The organism is Caballeronia sp. NK8 (assembly GCF_018408855.1).
Lineage (GTDB): Bacteria > Pseudomonadota > Gammaproteobacteria > Burkholderiales > Burkholderiaceae > Caballeronia.
Genome location: NZ_AP024325.1, coordinates 1,192,825 through 1,208,783 on the forward strand (window position 1 = coordinate 1,192,825; position 15,959 = coordinate 1,208,783).

A 15,959-nucleotide genomic window follows, 5' to 3' on the forward strand; every position below is an offset into this window, starting at 1 on the left:
GCCGCCGCAAACAGCGGCGGCCTCACACGCTTTAGAAGAAGCCGAGCGGCTTGTCGCTATAGCTGACGAGCATGTTCTTCGTCTGCTGATAGTGGTCGAGCATCATCTTGTGATTCTCACGTCCGATGCCCGACTGCTTGTAGCCGCCGAACGCCGCGTGCGCCGGATACGCGTGGTAGCAGTTGGTCCACACGCGTCCCGCCTGAATCGCGCGGCCGAAGCGATAGGCGCGCGTGCCGTCGCGCGTCCACACGCCCGCGCCGAGACCGTAGAGCGTATCGTTCGCGATCTCGAGCGCCTCTTCTTCCGTCTTGAAGGTTGTCACCGACAGCACCGGCCCGAAGATTTCTTCCTGGAAGATACGCATCTTGTTGTGGCCTTTGAAGACGGTCGGCTTGATGTAATAGCCGTTCTTCAGCTCGCCGTCGAACGTGGCGCGCTCACCGCCGGAGAGGCACTGTGCGCCTTCCTGCTTGCCGAGACCGATATACGACAGGATCTTCTCCAGCTGCTCCTGCGATGCCTGCGCGCCGATCATCGTCTTCGTATCGAGCGGATGGCCCTGCGCGATCGCCGCGACGCGCTTCAACGCGCGTTCCATGAAGCGCTCGTAGATCGATTCCTGCACCAGCGCGCGCGACGGGCACGTGCACACTTCGCCCTGATTCAGCGCGAACATCGTGAAACCTTCGAGCGCCTTGTCGAAGAAACTGTCGTCGGCGTTCAGCACGTCTTCGAAGAAGATGTTCGGGCTCTTGCCGCCCAGTTCCAGCGTCACGGGGATCAGGTTCTGACTCGCGTACTGCATGATGAGACGGCCCGTGGTGGTCTCGCCGGTGAACGCGATCTTCGCGATGCGCTTGTTCGACGCGAGTGGCTTGCCCGCTTCCAGACCGAAGCCGTTCACGACATTCAGCACGCCCGGCGGCAACAGATCTCCGATCACTTCGAGCAGCACGAGAATCGACGCGGGCGTCTGCTCAGCCGGTTTCAGGACGACGCAGTTGCCCGCGGCGAGCGCCGGCGCGAGCTTCCACACGGCCATGAGGATCGGGAAGTTCCACGGAATGATCTGCCCGACGACGCCGAGCGGCTCATGGAAGTGATACGCGACCGTATCGTGATCGATCTCCGAGATGCCGCCTTCCTGCGAACGCGCCGCGCTCGCGAAATAGCGGAAGTGGTCGATTGCGAGCGGAATGTCCGCGGCCATCGTCTCGCGCAGCGGCTTGCCGTTGTCGATGGACTCGGCCAGGGCGAGACGCGGCAGGTTCTGCTCCATGCGATCGGCGAGCTTGAGCAGCACGTTCGCGCGATCGGTGACGGAGGTCCTGCCCCACGACACCTTCGCGGCATGGGCTGCGTCGAGCGCGGCTTCGATATCTGCTTCGCGCGAACGCGGAATCGACGTGAAGGGTTCGCCGGTGATCGGCGAGATGTTGTCGAAATACTCGCCGCCCGCGGGCGGCACCCACTTGCCGCCGATGTAGTTGCCGTACTGCTTTTTGTAGGGGTATTCGGTGCTCAGGAACTGCATCTCTGCGTGATTCATTTCTATGTGCTCCTCGCATGTCGACGTGAACGGGCCGGCACTGCCGAAGTCCGGCGCCGGTCGCTCTTGATTGCGAGTTCCATGCCATCGCGCGCGCGCTGGGCCGATGGACGGGAAAGCCGCATCGTCATGCGGCTTCGCGGCGCATCGTCAGGGTTTATACGAAGCCGATGTGAACTGTTCATATTCAGAACACTTGCCTCGCGTTGTAGCGATGCGAAACAGCGTCGCGCTCAGCCGAGAGAGCCGCTCGTGCTGCGGGCAAACGCTTATGGCACGAGTGTTCATATTGCAAAGCCTTTCACAGTTGTCTATGGTCATGCCCAGCCGTGGCAAAGCGCCGCACCCATATGTCGTTACATCGCATGTTTGGGCGGCGCGAAATGGCCATGTGCAGGGCGATGCGGACCGTGTCGCCAGGCGCATGAACCACGGCGGGCTGCTTCCCGGCGACCCCGGGCGGCACGTCAAGCAAACGATGAGCGCGCACGTGCATGCATGACGCGCCACGGAGACCACAATGAACAGCACGATCAAACAAGGGGCCGCGCACGGCCCGACAGGTTTCTTTTCCAAGGAGGCGACCATCGCCCGGCCCGGCTTCTCGCGCTGGATGGTGCCGCCGGCGGCTCTCGCTGTTCACTTGTGCATCGGACAGGCGTATGCGTTCTCAGTGTTCAATGCGCCGCTGACGAAGATCATCGGCATCACGAAGTCCGCGCCGGATGACTGGTCGCTGACCACACTCGGCTGGATCTTCTCGCTCGCGATCGTGTTTCTCGGCCTGTCGGCGGCGTTCGCCGGCAAGTGGCTGGAGAAGGTCGGCCCGCGCCGCACGATGTTCACCGCCGCGTGCTGTTTCGGCGGCGGCTTTCTCGTCTCGGCGCTCGGCGTCTACCTGCATCAGATCTGGCTGCTTTATCTCGGCTATGGCGTCATCGGCGGCATCGGGCTGGGGCTCGGTTACGTGTCGCCGGTGTCGACGCTGATCCGCTGGTTCCCGGACCGCCGCGGCATGGCGACCGGCATGGCGATCATGGGCTTCGGCGGCGGCGCGATGATCGCCGCGCCCGGCTCCGTCGCGCTGATGAACCACTTCAAGAGCGCGACCAGCGCCGGCGTGACCGAAACCTTCCTCGTGCTCGGCGTGCTCTACTTCATCTCGATGACGATCGGCGCGTTCGCGATCCGTATTCCGCCAGCGGACTGGAAGCCCGCCGGCTGGACGCCGCCCACGACCGCCAAGAAGATGATCACGAAGAACCACGTGCACATCGACCAGGCGCTGAAGACGCCGCAGTTCTATCTGCTGTGGCTCGTGCTGTTCCTGAACGTGACGGCGGGCATCGGCGTGCTCGGCCAGGCTTCGGTGATGATCCAGGAAAGCTTCAAGACGTCGATCACGGCGGGCGCGGCGGCGGGCTTCGTCGGGCTGCTTTCGCTCTTCAACATGGGCGGGCGCTTCGTGTGGGCGTCGGCGTCGGACTGGATCGGGCGGAAAAATACGTATTTCGTGTTCTTCGTGCTGGGCGCGGTGCTGTATTTCCTCGTGCCGCAATTCGCGGGCTCGGGCAACATCGCGCTCTTCGTGCTGGCTTACGGCCTGATTCTGTCGATGTACGGCGGCGGCTTCGCGACCATTCCCGCGTATCTCGCGGACATGTTCGGCACGGCGTTCGTCGGCGGCATTCACGGACGGCTGCTGACCGCGTGGGCCGCGGCAGGCGTGGCGGGACCGGTGCTCGTCAATTACGTGCGTGCGTATCAGGTGTCGCACGGCGTGGTCGGCGCAGAAGCGTACACGATGACCCTGCATATCATGGCCACGCTGCTCGTGATCGGCTTTCTCTGCAACCTGCTCGTCACGCGCGTGCATGAAAAGCATCACATGAACACGTCGGCGCAGGCCGCCGTTTGAGACTCTGGAGAGGAGATCCGCGATGAATACCCGCGTCAATACTCAGGAAGGCGGCTCGTCCAATAAAGGGCTGCTTCTGCTGTTCTGGGCATATGTGCTGATTCCGCTGGCATGGGGCGTGACGAATACGCTCACGCAGGCGGTCAAGCTGTTCCAGTAATTCGGCAGGAAGGTTTTCGCGCGCCGGAGGGCCGGTTCATGGATCGGCTCACGGCGCGCGTTTCATTTTGCGACGGAAAGACTATCCGGCGTCGCCTAGATGGGCCGGCAAATCCATCTGTTGACGGAGTATCCGCACGATCTGGATCGTATCCTCGGATTCCCTGAAGAAGATCACGTGCATTCCGACCAGGGCTTTACGGTAGCCGGTGCGAATGTGTTCCGCCGACAGACTCCGTTGGGCGCCCTTGCCGAGGCCACTGATCGTGTCCTGAATCATTCGCGCATACCGCTCGGCCTGAGCCGGACCCCACTTGTCGAACGTGTAATCCCAAATGCCGTCGAGATCCTGGATCGCCGCCGGCGTAAACAGGCATGACTTCATCGAGTGGACTTGCGCTTACGGGCGATGAACGCATCGAAATCGAGCGGCTTCGACGACCCCGAACGCTCTCCCGCTTCCAGGGCGGAACGGAGTGTGTCGAGCCTCGCTTCCTGTTCTTCGAGCAGGCGCAATCCGGCACGGACCACATCGCTTGCAGTGCTGTAGCGGCCAGCGCGAACGCGATTTTCGACGAAATCCGCGAAATGATCGCCGAGCGAAACGGACGTATTTTTGGCCATAACATTCCCCCATCGCTTGAGTTATCGATAATACCAAAACTTGGTATCAGATGGTCAAGCGTGGGGGATCACGCCAGCGAATGTCTCAGTGGCCGCGCTCCTCCACCCTGTTCAGGCTGCGGCGCGCCAGCACGCTCATGAAGAGCGTGCCGCACACGAGCGCCGCCATGTACATGCCAGCCATCATCCATTCAACTTCAGTCATGATCGTTCTCCTTCGAATTGAGCCGCGGCCGGTGCGCCGCGCGGGTGATTCACGCGATTGCAAATGCGTTCTGGCCTGATTTACGGCACGCGCGCGCAAAGGTTTAGCGCCGGCTGGAATGAACGACGTTACCGGTACGTTGAAGGAGGATGCGAAAAGCGCGCGCCAGTAAAACCGATCGCGCGTTCGATTCGCAAACGTATGCGCCGGAAGCGCCGCGATCCGGGCACGGCGGCGCGTGAGAGCGTATCGTTCGATTAGCGCCGCAGAGCGCGCAACGACATCCCCACAGACAGAAAAACGGTCCACGACCATGAACACGTCACGCCGCAGCTTCATGATTCTCGGCATCGGCATGGGTTCGGCGCTGTGGCTCACGCGAGCCCGCGCCGATCTGCCGCACCTGAGCGAATCCGATCCGGCCGCCGTCGCCGTCGGCTACAAGGAGGACGCCGCGAAGATCGACAAGGCGAAATACCCGAACTTCGCGGCGGAGCAGACGTGCGCGAACTGCTCGCTGTATCAGGGCAAATCGGGCGACGCCTGGGGCGGCTGCACGCTCTTCAGCGGCAAGCTCGTGGCCGGCAAGGGATGGTGCGCGTCCTGGACGAACATGTGACGCCGGTTCAGCGCACCGAGTACCCGACGAAGCGCCAGACCTTGTCCGAGTCGAGGATGAACGTCACCATCTCGCGCGACGACTGACTGGCCTGACTGAACTGGGTATCGAAGAGAATGTTGAGGTACGCGCCCGCAGGCATGTTGCCGGAGCCGTCATAGCGATAGTGCTTGACGCCCATCGGCATACGCATGCCCGGCGCGCCGAGCGACGCGCGATCGTGCGCAACCTTCTTCATGAAGTCATCGCGCGAAATGATCTGTTTCGCGATAGGCGAGCTCTGATCCCATACCTCGCCTGCCTTGTTCTGATCGATCAACCTGACGATGGCCAGCGCGACCTGCGCGACATCCTGGTCCTGCTTGTCGAGCGCGGCTTGCTGCTCCTTCGTGAGCGACTGGCCGGCGCGCTGAACCGGCTGTGGCGCCGGCTGAGCCTGCTGTGCCTGACACGCGATGCCGGTCGATAGCAGCACGAGCGCGGCCAGCGAGAATTTGATGTTTGCTTTCATGTTGCGGACGATGCTCTTTTCTGTTGTGCGGATTGTATCGCCGTGATCGGGATGGATGATAAGAAATACTTAGTTTCGCGAACGTGAATGCGCGTTCAGGTGTCGGCTCGAATTCTAATGATGTGCGTCGCGAGCGCGACCCCAATATCCCAAAAATCAGCGTTAGTGCAATTCGCAGAGTCATCCGCTTTACTTCGCTTCAAGCACCTCCTTCGCGCGAAAGCCCGTACAACCCCTGCAACACCGCGGCCCGCGCCTGACCGACGATCATCCCGCGCCAGACATCGTCATCGATATAGAACGCGGCGCGAATCTGCCTGCGAATGTCCGCCTTCAATTCATCCGGCGCGTCCGCGTGATGACGCACCCACACGTCCGCTCGCAACTTGTCGAGCATGTCGGTGAGCGGCACGGTGCCGTATTCGATCGCGATCGATGCAATCGCGGCATGCGCGCACGTCTGCCGCAACGTATCGAGCAAGGGTCCGGCGACATCCGCCGCGATCGACGTCCCGTCCGACGGGCTCGTCACGTCCGCGCCCCACCAGCGACGCGCACGCGTCACATCGCCGACGCAGATCTTCGCGCCGAAGCCGCTCGGGCCGAGCCCCGTATGGAAGTCGATCCAGCCGATCGCCACGCAAGTTTCGCCATACTCCGCGAGCAGAGCGCGCATCGTGCGCGTGCTCCACGCGGTCTGCGCGCCGCCGTAGAACATGCCTTGCGGATGCGAGTATTGCCCCGTCGTCACCGCTTGCTGATACGCCCATTGGCCGCGCGTGTCGATATACGCACGAATCGCCGCGACGTTCGCCTCGTCAGGCGGCCAGTGCGCGGGAATCAGCAGATCGTGCAGTTCCGCATAGCCCGCGTTCTGCGGCAATGGCCCGCTGAAATCCACGCTGTTCCGATTCAGATCGACATTGCCTTCGGTCGTGCGGCTCAGATACGAAAAGCCATACGGATTGATCGCGTGGACGAGCAGCATCGCGACGCCGAGTTTCTCCATGAGCGCGTGCAACGCATCGTCGCGCATCAAGGCGATCTGCGCGCCCGAGCCGCAAAAGCCCTCGACGCCATGCGTCGCGGACGTCAGTACGAGCAGGCGCTTCGCATCGGCGGGACCGATACGCACGACATCGGTTGCGAGCGTCTCGCCTTCCAGACCCGCGATGCCTTCGAGCACGCGCGTATCGACCGCGAGTTCATGTTCGGCGGCGGTATCGAGAAAACGCTGACGCGCCTCGCGGTAGGTCGATGAAAACATGTCGCCTCCTCAAGCGCGCGCGAGAAATTTTTCGACGAGCCGTACCCAATACGTCGAGCCGAGCGTGAGCACGTCATCGTTGAAGTCGTAGCTGCTGTTGTGCAGCGTGCACGGTCCGAGCCCATGACCCTGCTCGCGATGCGCGCCGACTCCATTGCCGATGTACCCATAACAACCGGGCCGCTCCAGCAGCATGAACGAGAAGTCCTCCGCGCCCATCGTCGGATCGATGTTGGTGTTGACACGCGCAGCGCCAGCCACGTCGCGCATCACGCCCAGCGCGAAATGCGTTTCCGCTTCCGTGTTCACCGTCGGCGGATAGTTGCGTATGAAGCTCACCTCGGCCTTGCACCGATACGCCGCCGCCGTCGCCGCAACGATTTCCTTCATGCGCGTCTCGATCAGATCGAGCACGTCGACGGAAAACGTACGCACGGTGCCCGCGAGCGTCGCGGTGGTCGGGATCGCGTTGACCGCGTGGCCCGCCTGCATCCGCGTGATCGAGAGCACGGCCGCGTCGATGGGCCGCTTGTTGCGCGTCACGATGCTCTGCAAACCCGTGCCGATCTGCAGCGCGGTGAACACGGGATCGACGCCGTCGTGCGGAATCGCGGCATGCGAGCCCACGCCTTCGATGCGAATCTCGAACTCGTTGCTCGATGCCTGCGTCGCCCCGGCGCGCGCGCCGAATTCGCCCGCCGCCATGCCCGGCCAGTTGTGCAGCGCGAACACTGCATCGACGGGAAAGCGCTCGAAAAGACCGTCGTCGATCATCGCCTTCGCGCCGCCGCCGCCTTCCTCGGCAGGCTGAAAGATGAACACCACCGTGCCGTCGAAATCGCGGTGCTTCGCGAGATATTGCGCGGCGCCGAGGAGCATCGCGGTGTGGCCGTCGTGGCCGCACGCGTGCATCTTGTTCTCGTGACGCGACGCATGCGCGAAGGTGTTCGATTCGGGGATGGGCAGCGCGTCCATATCGGCGCGCAGGCCGATCGCGCGCTTGCCCGTGCCCTTCTTCAAGACACCGACGACGCCCGTCTTGCCGAGACCGCGCGTCACTTCGATATCCCAGTTCTCGAGCTTTTGCGCGACCAGCTCCGCCGTGCGCGCTTCTTCGTAACAGAGTTCAGGATGCGCGTGGATATCGCGGCGAATGGCCTGAATCTCGTCGCGCGACTGGGCGATCTCGGGAATGATCGACATGCTTTCCTCGTGTGTGATTGAGTGACCGAAGCATTGTCGATGGCGGGAAATAACAGCGAAAGCTGATATTTCTTGTCCGTGACTTAAGGAAAGCTTTAGCTTTCCTGCTTCGGCAGCGCCCCACGCGAACGCAAGCGAATGCGCTCCTGCACGACGCTCATCACCGCGTGACGGTCGTGGATCTTGCGCTCCAGCATGCCGACGACGCGGCGCGGCGTGTTCTTCGCGAGCGGCAGCACGCGCAATGCGGGATCGCTCGCCCACGAGCCATATTCGAGCAGCGGCACGACGGACACGCCCGCATCCTGGCGCACCAGTTCGACGATCACTTCCAGCGAATTCAGTTCGAGAAACTCGTTCACCGCGAGACGGTTGTGCTTGAGCGCGCGATCGATCAGCGCACCGGTGCGCTGCGCGCGATCGAAACGCAGAAACGGCCGGCTCGCGAGCATCTCGGCGGGGCTCGCGGGCGCGCTGGCCGGCGATCCGATCGCGACGAGCGGCTCCGAATAAAGCGGCGTCCAGTTGAGGCTCGCGGGCGTCTTGCCGGCCATCTCCACGATCACGGCGGCATCGATCTCGCCCGCCTCCACTTGCGGCGCGAGCGCGAGCGCCTTGCCGGTGAAAAGCCGCACATCGAGCCGTGGATACTGACCTTTCAATTCGGTGACGACGGACGCGAGCGCGCCCATCGCCGAATCGACCGCGCCGATAGAGACCGAGCCGGCGATCTCGTCGTCGAGTCCGGTGAGACGCATGCTGTCGTACAGCGCGACGATGCGCTCCGCCTGCGGCAAGACCTGCTTGCCGATGCTCGTCAGCCGGTTGGTGCGGCCGACGCGATCGAAGAGCGGCCGTTTCAGATCGTCTTCGAGCGACTGCATCTGCATGCTCACCGCCGCCTGCGTGAGCGCGACTTTCTCGGCGGCCGCCGCAAACGAGCCGTATCGCGCGACGGCGATGAAAGTGCGCAAAAAGCGAATGTTGCTCATCGAGCCTAGGGGACAACCCCGATCGTTTGATCAGGTTTGCTTGAGTGTCAGTTCAGAAATTCTATATTTTCTTATTTCAACTCGGCGTAATGTTTGCGTGTTGCAGCGGCTCGCGCGCTCAGCCCGGCGAGCCGACAAAAAATAGCGGATGTCGTCGCACCTGATCAATCGCCCCACGCCACGGAGTGCATTCGATGAGCACCGTACTACCCGCAGCCCACGCGGCCGAACAGAATGCCGCGATCAACATGTCTGGCCGACGAGCCATCGTCGTATCGACCATCGGCAACGCGCTCGAATGGTTCGACTTCATGGTCTACGGCTTCTTCGCCGTCATCATCGCCAAGCTGTACTTCCCCGCAACGAATCCCACTATCTCACTGCTCGCGACCTGGGCCACCTTCGGTGTCGGCTTTCTGACGCGCCCGCTCGGCGGCATTGTGCTCGGCGCGGTCGCGGATCGCGTCGGGCGCAAGTCGGCGCTCACGCTGACCATCTCGTTGATGGCGGTCGGCATCGCGATCATCGCGTTCGCGCCGACCTATGCCGCGATCGGCGTCGCCGCGCCGTTGCTGATGCTGCTCGGGCGTCTGATCCAGGGCTTCTCGGCGGGCGGCGAAGTAGGCTGCGCGACGGCGTTTCTCGTCGAATACGCGCCCGCCAACAAGCGCGGCTACTTCGGCAGCTTCCAGATGGTCGCGCAGGCCGCGGCGAGTCTCGCGGGTTCGTTCTTCGGCGCGGTGCTCACGCGCACGCTGAGCCCCGAGCATCTGAATAGCTGGGGCTGGCGCATTCCGTTCGTGATCGGTCTGCTGATCGTGCCGGTCGGCCTGTATCTGCGCTCGAAGCTCGACGAATCGCCCGTGTTCGTCGACAAGGCGCAGAAGAACGAACTGACCACGCGCCCGATCCGCGACACCGCCACGAAGCACTGGATGCCCGTGCTCGCGGGCTTCGGCCTGACGGTGTTCGGCACCATCGGCACGTACATCTTCCTGCTGTATCTGCCGACGCACGCAACGCGCGTGCTGCACATGGCGCTCACCGACGGCCTCATCAGCTCGACGATCGGCGCGCTCGTGTATCTGGTGTGCTGCCCGATCTTCGGCCGCCTGTCGGACCGCATCGGCCGCAAGAAGCTGATGGGGACCGCGCTCGCGCTGTCGCTGGTCACGGCGTATCCGATCTTCGCGGTGCTCACCGCGCATCCCAGTCTGCCGATGCTGATCGTCTGTCAGGCGCTGCTGATGACATATCTCGGCATCTTTCAGGGCTGCTACCCCGCGTTCATCTCCGAACTGCTGCCTTCGAGCGTGCGCTCGACGGGCATCTCGGTGAGCTACAACGTCGCGGTGATGATCTTCGGCGGCTTTGCGCCGGCCATCGTGCAATGGCTCACGATGACCACGGGCGATCCGCTCTCGATCTGCTATTACGTGATCTTCGGCAGCGCGGTCGCGCTTCTGACGCTCCTCCCGCTGCGCGACCGTTATAGCGAAGCGCTGCGGTAAGAGTGCTGCATCGGATCCGGAAAGGAAGGAGAATGGGCCGGCCCGCACGGAACGCATGGACAGTCGGCGCGCTTAAGTCTGATTTAAGAAAGCGCGCCTAGTCTGAAGGCTGACCGATCCACCCCTCCTTCCGGCCGCGCAAGCGGCCATTTTTTTGGAACGACACGATGCAGATGATCCTGCGCCTGATCCTGATCCTCGTGGCCCTCGTCGCCTTCACGACGGTCGGCGTGTTCCTGCTTTCCTTGTTCGCGCGCGCCGTGCTCACGCACTGAAGCACCCCGACGCCCCGGCGGGCATGCTTCGTGCGCCCGCTGCATCGCCGCCGCCCGCGCCAGCTTTCGATCGAGAAAGTTTCGCGGCGGATGCCTATACTGGCTGAGTGTCGTCTTTCGCCGCATTGCCGGCGTTCGAAGGTCCTGCGCGCGCCCGCGCAGACCCTTTCCCGCCGCTCTTCCCCGCGCCATCGGCGCCCGACACTTCGCCGCATCTTCGCCTCTCTCACGTTCTGCCGCTTTGCCGCATCAGTGCAGCAGCGTGCTGCACTATTCAAGGAGATTGCTCGATGCCACAACGTCACATCCCCCAATCGAAAACCACGCACGCCGATACCCCCAACAAGACGCTTGCACCGACGCTCGCGCAGGCTGACGCGACCGTCACCTTCACGATGACCGTCAATGGCCGCAGCGAGACGCTTTCGCTCGATCCGCGCACGACGCTATTAGATGCATTGCGCGAGCATCTTCATCTCACCGGCACGAAGAAAGGCTGCGATCACGGCCAATGCGGCGCATGCACCGTTCATGTGAACGGCCGCCGCGTGAACTCGTGTCTCTGTTTCGCGGCGGCCTGCGACGGCGACACCATCGCGACGATAGAAAGCATCGGCGAAGTCGAAGCGATGCATCCGCTGCAGGCCGCGTTCGTCGAATGCGACGGCTATCAGTGCGGCTACTGCACGGCCGGCCAGTTGATGTCGGCGGTGGCGCTGCTCGATGAACCCATCGGACCGAGCGACGACGACGTGCGCGAAGCGATGAGCGGCAACCTGTGCCGTTGCGGCGCCTATCAGAACATCGTCGCGGCGATCCAGTCGGTGCGCGCGACCAAGCCAACGGCAAAATAAGGAGCGCGACATGGACATGTTTCAGCTCTCCCGCGCGCGCGACATGCGCGACGCGATCACTGCCGGCGCGCTCGCGCACACCGCGCAGCAAGGCGCGGAAGTGCGCTTTCTCGCGGGTGGCACGACACTGCTCGATCTGATGAAGCTCAACGTCGAGCGGCCGATGCGCGTGGTCGACATCAGCCGTCTGCCGCTCGACAAGATCGAGGCCACGAACGACGGCGGCGTGCGCATCGGCGCGACTTCGCGCAACTCGGACCTCGCGCATCATCCGCTGATCCGCGATCGTTATGCGGTGTTGTCGCAGGCGGTGCTCGCGGGCGCGTCCGTGCAGTTGCGCAACATGGCGACGACCGGCGGCAATATCCTGCAACGCACCCGTTGCGTGTATTTCCGCGATACGACATCGCCGTGCAACAAGCGCGAGCCGGGCAGCGGCTGCTCGGCGATTCAGGGCTTCAATCGCATGATGGCGATTCTCGGCACGAGCGAATCGTGCATCGCGAGCAACCCGTCGGACATGTGCGTCGCGCTGCAGGCGCTCGAAGCGACGGTTCACATCGAAGGCACGGGCGGCAAGCGCGCGGTTCCGATCGACGAATTCTTCCTGCTGCCGGGCACGACGCCCGATCGCGAGAACGTGCTCGATGCGGGCGATCTCATTACGCACGTGACCCTGCCGCCGATGGTCGAAGGCGCGCGCTCGTTCTATCTGAAGCTGCGCGATCGCGCGTCGTATGAGTTCGCGCTGGCGTCGGCGGGCGTCGTGATCGGCGTGAAGGATGGGCGCATCGCGCACGCGCGCGTGGGTCTGGGCGGCGTCGGCACGAAGCCGTGGCGATCGCGCGAGGCGGAACAGGAACTGCTGAACGCCGCGCCCGATGACGCCACGTTCAAGCGCGCCGCCGATGCCGCGCTCGCCGATGCGAAGCCGCAAAGCGAGAACGGCTTCAAGGTCGAGCTGTCCACGCGCTGCATCGTGCATGCGCTGAAGATGGCCACATCCGCATCCTGAACCCGACCGAGGAACCGAACATGTCCACCGCGCCCGACATCACGCAGTCCTTCATTGGACGGCCCCAGTCGCGCATCGACGGACCGCTGAAGGTCTGCGGCCGCGCGACTTATACCACCGACGTCGACCTGCCCGGCATGCTGTACGCCGTGCCGGTCGGCGCCACCATTGCGAGCGGCAGGATCACGTCGCTCGAATTCGCCGCGGCAGAAGCGATGCGCGGCGTGAAGCTGATTCTTCATCGCGGCAATATCGGCCGCTTCTATCGCATCTCCGGCAATTCGATCGACACCGGTTTCGTCGACGAGAACCGCCCGCCCTTCGACGACGACGTCATTCGCTACTACGGGCAGTATGTTGCGCTCGTCGTGGCGGATACGTTCGAAGCGGCGAGCGCCGCGGCGGCCGCGGTCAAGGTCGGTTACGACAGGACGCCGCACGACGTGAGCGCGACGCTCGACGCCGGCAAAAAGCTCGACGTGCACAGCGAACGCGGCGACCCCGACCGCGCCTTCGACGACGCGCCCGTGAAGATCGACGAGAACTACGTGACGCCGGTCGAAACGCATAACCCGATCGAGCTGCACGCGACCATCGCGCACTGGAACGGCGAAAGCTATACGTTCTACGAAACGAGTCAGGCTGTCGCCAATCATCAGGGCACGCTGATGCAGATGATGGGCCTGCCCAAGGAGAAAGTGCGCGTGATCTCGCGCTATCTCGGTTCGGGCTTCGGCGGCAAGCTCTGGATGTGGCCGCATTCGCTGCTCGCCGCGGCTGCGACGCGGCAACTCGAGCGGCCCGTGAAGCTCGTTCTCTCGCGCAAGATGATGTTCCAGAACGTCGGGCACAGGCCGACCACGCAGCAGCGCGTGCGGCTCGCCGCGACGCAGGACGGCAAGCTCGTGTCGTTGCAGCATGACTTCGTGAACCACGAGGCCATCGACGACGATTACACGGAAGACTGCGGCGAAGCCACGCCGTCGATGTACAGCACGCCCAATCTTCGCGTGACGGGCGGCACGGTGAAGCGCAATGTCGGCTCACCCACGTCGATGCGCGGACCCGGCGCGGTGCCCGGCCTGTTCGCGCTCGAATCGGCGATGGACGAGCTGGCCATCGCGTTGAAGATGGACCCGGTCGAACTGCGCCTGCGCAACGAGCCGAAAGTCGATGAAAGCAGCGGCTTGCCCTTTTCCTCGCGGCATTTCGTCGAGTGCCTGAAGACCGGCGCGGAGAAATTCGGCTGGTCGAAGCGCACGCCCGAAATCGGCTCGATGAAGCGCGATGGCCTCGTGCTCGGCTGGGGCGTCGGCGCGTGCAGCTGGCCAGGCTTGCGCTTCTCGGCGGACGCCACCGTCGATCTGCGCGCGGACGGCACCGCGCGTGTCGCGTGCGGCACGCAGGATATCGGCACGGGCACGTACACGATCCTCGCCCAGATCGTCGCGGAGCATACGGGTATTCCGCTCGACAGGATCGAAGTCGGCCTGGGCGATACATCGTTGCCGCTCGGGCCGGTGTCGGGTGGATCGGCGGCGACGGCATCGGTGATTCCGGCGGTATCGGATGCGGTGCGCGAGGCCATCAAGACGCTGCTCGCGCGCGCCGCCAAGACGGAGGGACTGCCTTTCGCGGGCGCGAAGGCAGAGGAACTCGCGCTGAGCGGCGGCCATGTGCATCGCAAGAACGAGCGGCCCGAAAGCGGCGTGCCGTTCGCGCGCATTCTCGAGGCCGCGAAGCTGCATGCGGCATCGGGCAGCGGCAGCGCGAAAGGCGGCTTCGACGACCCGCTGAAGAAGAAGTGGTCGATCCATTCGTTCGGCGCGCACTTCGCAGAAGTGACGTGGGAACCCGCGACCGCGCGCCTGCGCGTGAGCCGCGTCGTGACCGTGATCGATGCGGGCAAGATCCTCAATCCGCGGGCTGGCCGCAATCAGATCGAAGGCGCGGTGGTGATGGGCGTCGGCATGGCGCTGTTCGAGCATACGGTCTACGACGAACGCAGCGGCGCGCCCGTCAATAGCAGTCTGGCGGACTATGTCGTCGCGACCAATGCCGATACGCCGAAGATGGACGTCACGTTCCTCGACTACCCCGATACGGTCTTCAACGAACTCGGCGCGCGCGGGATCGCGGAGATCGGGCTGGCGGGAATCGCGGCGGCGATCACCGGCGCGGTGTATCACGCGACGGGGGTGCGGGTGCGCAAACTGCCGGTGATGATCGAGGATTTGCTGAAGGCGTAGTCGCAGGGTCGCGCCCGGTCTTTCGTGTCTTCGTCACAGGCGCGCAAGCCGGGCTCGATGCTATGGATTCGTATAATGCAGTGGAGCGCATTTTCCCCGACAGAGAGAACTACTTGAAAGCCCTGCCTACAGAACCGCTGACCGAGCGCGAACTCGATCGGCTGGACGACTTTCTCGACTCGATTGGCGATGAGGCGATGACCCTCGAAATGCTCGACGGCTTTTTCGCTGCGCTGATTTGCAGCCCTCAATTGATCATGCCGAGCGAATGGCTGCCTGCGGTACTGGGAAATAACGCCCCCTTCACGACCACCAAGGAAGGCGAACAGGTCCTCGGTCTGCTGATCCGTCACTGGAACACGATCGCGGACGACCTCCGGCAAACCCTGCACGACGAAGAAGCAGTTTATTTCCCGGTGCTGTCACTGGACGCAAGCGGCGCGGCCCTTGCCAATGAATGGGCCTTTGGCTTCATGAGCGGTGTAGAGATGCGGCACGGAAGCTGGCACGAGCTGTTCGACGACGACGACTATGCCGGTGCGTTGGTTCCTATACTGATGCTTTGCCATGAGCATGACCCGGACCCCGAGTCACGCACCAACCCCGCAGGGCTCGAAGACCGGGAAAACGTGATACAGATGATGATCGCGGGCCTACCCCACATCTACCGCTTTTTCGAACCGCATCGCAGAGCGCGAGCGACTGAAGACGCGCCACAATCCGCGCGACTGAAGGTAGATAAGATCGGCCGGAATGAGCCGTGCCCCTGCGGCAGCGAACGTAAGTACAAACACTGCTGCGGGGCGAACGCGTCGACGCTGCATTGAGCGACGGGTCAGTGGATCGACTTCGTGTCAGTCGCGAGCGAATCGTCGCTGGATGGCTTGTGCGGCAATTGGAGCTCTAGCGCCATTCTTGGCAGGTATTCCGAATTGTTTTAATCGAACCGGCTGCTTCGATGACGCCTGTTCCATAGCGATGAGAGTCGGCGGATTGTAAGCAGTT

General features: G+C 63.3%; 15 protein-coding genes. 8 read left to right on the forward strand and 7 right to left on the reverse strand.

The genetic code is table 11. From position 1 onward, the window contains the following. Nucleotides 1-31: 31 nt before the first annotated feature. A complete protein-coding gene (gene adh / locus NK8_RS30785) occupies nt 32-1,552 on the reverse strand; it encodes an aldehyde dehydrogenase (protein ID WP_213231948.1) in 1,521 nt (506 codons plus the stop codon). 520 nt (nt 1,553-2,072) lie between these two features. Between adh and NK8_RS30790 the strand changes: the two genes are divergently transcribed. Together NK8_RS30790 and NK8_RS30795 are read left to right on the forward strand one after the other, a co-directional pair. Further along, entirely contained in the window at nt 2,073-3,470 is a 1,398-nt protein-coding gene (locus NK8_RS30790) for an OFA family MFS transporter (RefSeq protein WP_213231950.1), read from the forward strand. Between the two features lie 22 nt (nt 3,471-3,492). Further along, nucleotides 3,493-3,630: an oxalate:formate antiporter gene (locus tag NK8_RS30795; RefSeq protein WP_213231951.1), complete on the forward strand. Its 138-nt coding sequence runs from the start codon at nt 3,493-3,495 to the stop codon at nt 3,628-3,630. Between the two features lie 81 nt (nt 3,631-3,711). Here the strand turns inward: NK8_RS30795 and NK8_RS30800 are convergent, their stop codons facing one another. Beyond that, nucleotides 3,712-4,014 (reverse strand): type II toxin-antitoxin system RelE/ParE family toxin, encoded by a 303-nt coding sequence (locus NK8_RS30800; protein ID WP_213231952.1) that lies wholly within the window; start codon nt 4,012-4,014, stop codon nt 3,712-3,714. Beyond that, nucleotides 4,011-4,253 carry a type II toxin-antitoxin system ParD family antitoxin gene (locus tag NK8_RS30805; protein WP_213231953.1) on the reverse strand — a complete coding sequence of 81 codons (243 nt, stop codon included), beginning with the start codon at nt 4,251-4,253 and terminating at the stop codon, nt 4,011-4,013. Before NK8_RS30805 ends, NK8_RS30800 begins: the two co-directional genes overlap by 4 nt. Nucleotides 4,254-4,771: 518 nt before the next feature. Between NK8_RS30805 and NK8_RS30810 the strand changes: the two genes are divergently transcribed. Further along, the gene (locus NK8_RS30810) at nt 4,772-5,077 is read left to right on the forward strand and encodes a high-potential iron-sulfur protein (RefSeq protein ID WP_162070611.1); all 306 of its coding nucleotides are present in this window, start codon (nt 4,772-4,774) and stop codon (nt 5,075-5,077) included. Nucleotides 5,078-5,084: 7 nt separating this feature from the next. Here the strand turns inward: NK8_RS30810 and NK8_RS30815 are convergent, their stop codons facing one another. The 4 genes from NK8_RS30815 to NK8_RS30830 form a co-directional block, all read right to left on the reverse strand. Continuing rightward, nucleotides 5,085-5,588 (reverse strand): DUF4019 domain-containing protein, encoded by a 504-nt coding sequence (locus NK8_RS30815; RefSeq protein WP_213231954.1) that lies wholly within the window; start codon nt 5,586-5,588, stop codon nt 5,085-5,087. 199 nt (nt 5,589-5,787) lie between these two features. Continuing rightward, complete coding sequence (locus tag NK8_RS30820) at nt 5,788-6,855, reverse strand: M14 family metallopeptidase (RefSeq protein ID WP_213231955.1); 1,068 nt, start codon at nt 6,853-6,855, stop codon at nt 5,788-5,790. A gap of 9 nt (nt 6,856-6,864) precedes the next feature. Continuing rightward, nucleotides 6,865-8,058, reverse strand: a complete 1,194-nt coding sequence (locus NK8_RS30825; protein ID WP_213231957.1) for a M20 aminoacylase family protein — start codon at nt 8,056-8,058, stop codon at nt 6,865-6,867. A gap of 95 nt (nt 8,059-8,153) precedes the next feature. Beyond that, a complete protein-coding gene (locus tag NK8_RS30830; RefSeq protein WP_213231959.1) occupies nt 8,154-9,050 on the reverse strand; it encodes a LysR substrate-binding domain-containing protein in 897 nt (298 codons plus the stop codon). A 194-nt stretch (nt 9,051-9,244) separates the two neighbouring features. On the opposite strand from NK8_RS30830, the gene NK8_RS30835 reads away from it, so the two are divergent. The 5 genes from NK8_RS30835 (at nt 9,245) to NK8_RS30855 (ending at nt 15,781) form a co-directional block, all read left to right on the forward strand. Further along, a complete protein-coding gene (locus tag NK8_RS30835) occupies nt 9,245-10,561 on the forward strand; it encodes an MFS transporter (protein ID WP_162070606.1) in 1,317 nt (438 codons plus the stop codon). Nucleotides 10,562-11,126: 565 nt separating this feature from the next. After that, nucleotides 11,127-11,690 carry a (2Fe-2S)-binding protein gene (locus tag NK8_RS30840; RefSeq protein WP_162070605.1) on the forward strand — a complete coding sequence of 188 codons (564 nt, stop codon included), beginning with the start codon at nt 11,127-11,129 and terminating at the stop codon, nt 11,688-11,690. A 10-nt stretch (nt 11,691-11,700) separates the two neighbouring features. Further along, nucleotides 11,701-12,705 carry a xanthine dehydrogenase family protein subunit M gene (locus tag NK8_RS30845; protein ID WP_301549895.1) on the forward strand — a complete coding sequence of 335 codons (1,005 nt, stop codon included), beginning with the start codon at nt 11,701-11,703 and terminating at the stop codon, nt 12,703-12,705. Between the two features lie 20 nt (nt 12,706-12,725). After that, on the forward strand, nt 12,726-14,954 hold the full coding sequence (locus NK8_RS30850; protein ID WP_213231962.1) for a xanthine dehydrogenase family protein molybdopterin-binding subunit: 2,229 nt from the start codon (nt 12,726-12,728) through the stop codon (nt 14,952-14,954). 113 nt (nt 14,955-15,067) lie between these two features. Next, nucleotides 15,068-15,781: a UPF0149 family protein gene (locus NK8_RS30855; RefSeq protein ID WP_225936435.1), complete on the forward strand. Its 714-nt coding sequence runs from the start codon at nt 15,068-15,070 to the stop codon at nt 15,779-15,781. Nucleotides 15,782-15,959: the final 178 nt, after the last annotated feature.

Excerpts from the sequence above, each read along its gene's own strand:
- NK8_RS30800 (WP_213231952.1), bottom strand. The coding sequence starts at position 4,014 with ATGAAGTCATGCCTGTTTACGCCGGCGGCGATCCAGGATCTCGACGGC.
- NK8_RS30825 (WP_213231957.1), bottom strand. The coding sequence starts at position 8,058 with ATGTCGATCATTCCCGAGATCGCCCAGTCGCGCGACGAGATTCAGGCC.
- NK8_RS30790 (WP_213231950.1), top strand. The coding sequence starts at position 2,073 with ATGAACAGCACGATCAAACAAGGGGCCGCGCACGGCCCGACAGGTTTC.
- NK8_RS30850 (WP_213231962.1), top strand. The coding sequence starts at position 12,726 with ATGTCCACCGCGCCCGACATCACGCAGTCCTTCATTGGACGGCCCCAG.
- NK8_RS30805 (WP_213231953.1), bottom strand. The coding sequence starts at position 4,253 with ATGGCCAAAAATACGTCCGTTTCGCTCGGCGATCATTTCGCGGATTTC.
- NK8_RS30815 (WP_213231954.1), bottom strand. The coding sequence starts at position 5,588 with ATGAAAGCAAACATCAAATTCTCGCTGGCCGCGCTCGTGCTGCTATCG.
- NK8_RS30845 (WP_301549895.1), top strand. The coding sequence starts at position 11,701 with ATGGACATGTTTCAGCTCTCCCGCGCGCGCGACATGCGCGACGCGATC.
- NK8_RS30820 (WP_213231955.1), bottom strand. The coding sequence starts at position 6,855 with ATGTTTTCATCGACCTACCGCGAGGCGCGTCAGCGTTTTCTCGATACC.
- NK8_RS30840 (WP_162070605.1), top strand. The coding sequence starts at position 11,127 with ATGCCACAACGTCACATCCCCCAATCGAAAACCACGCACGCCGATACC.
- NK8_RS30810 (WP_162070611.1), top strand. The coding sequence starts at position 4,772 with ATGAACACGTCACGCCGCAGCTTCATGATTCTCGGCATCGGCATGGGT.
- NK8_RS30830 (WP_213231959.1), bottom strand. The coding sequence starts at position 9,050 with ATGAGCAACATTCGCTTTTTGCGCACTTTCATCGCCGTCGCGCGATAC.
- NK8_RS30835 (WP_162070606.1), top strand. The coding sequence starts at position 9,245 with ATGAGCACCGTACTACCCGCAGCCCACGCGGCCGAACAGAATGCCGCG.
- adh (WP_213231948.1), bottom strand. The coding sequence starts at position 1,552 with ATGAATCACGCAGAGATGCAGTTCCTGAGCACCGAATACCCCTACAAA.
- NK8_RS30795 (WP_213231951.1), top strand. The coding sequence starts at position 3,493 with ATGAATACCCGCGTCAATACTCAGGAAGGCGGCTCGTCCAATAAAGGG.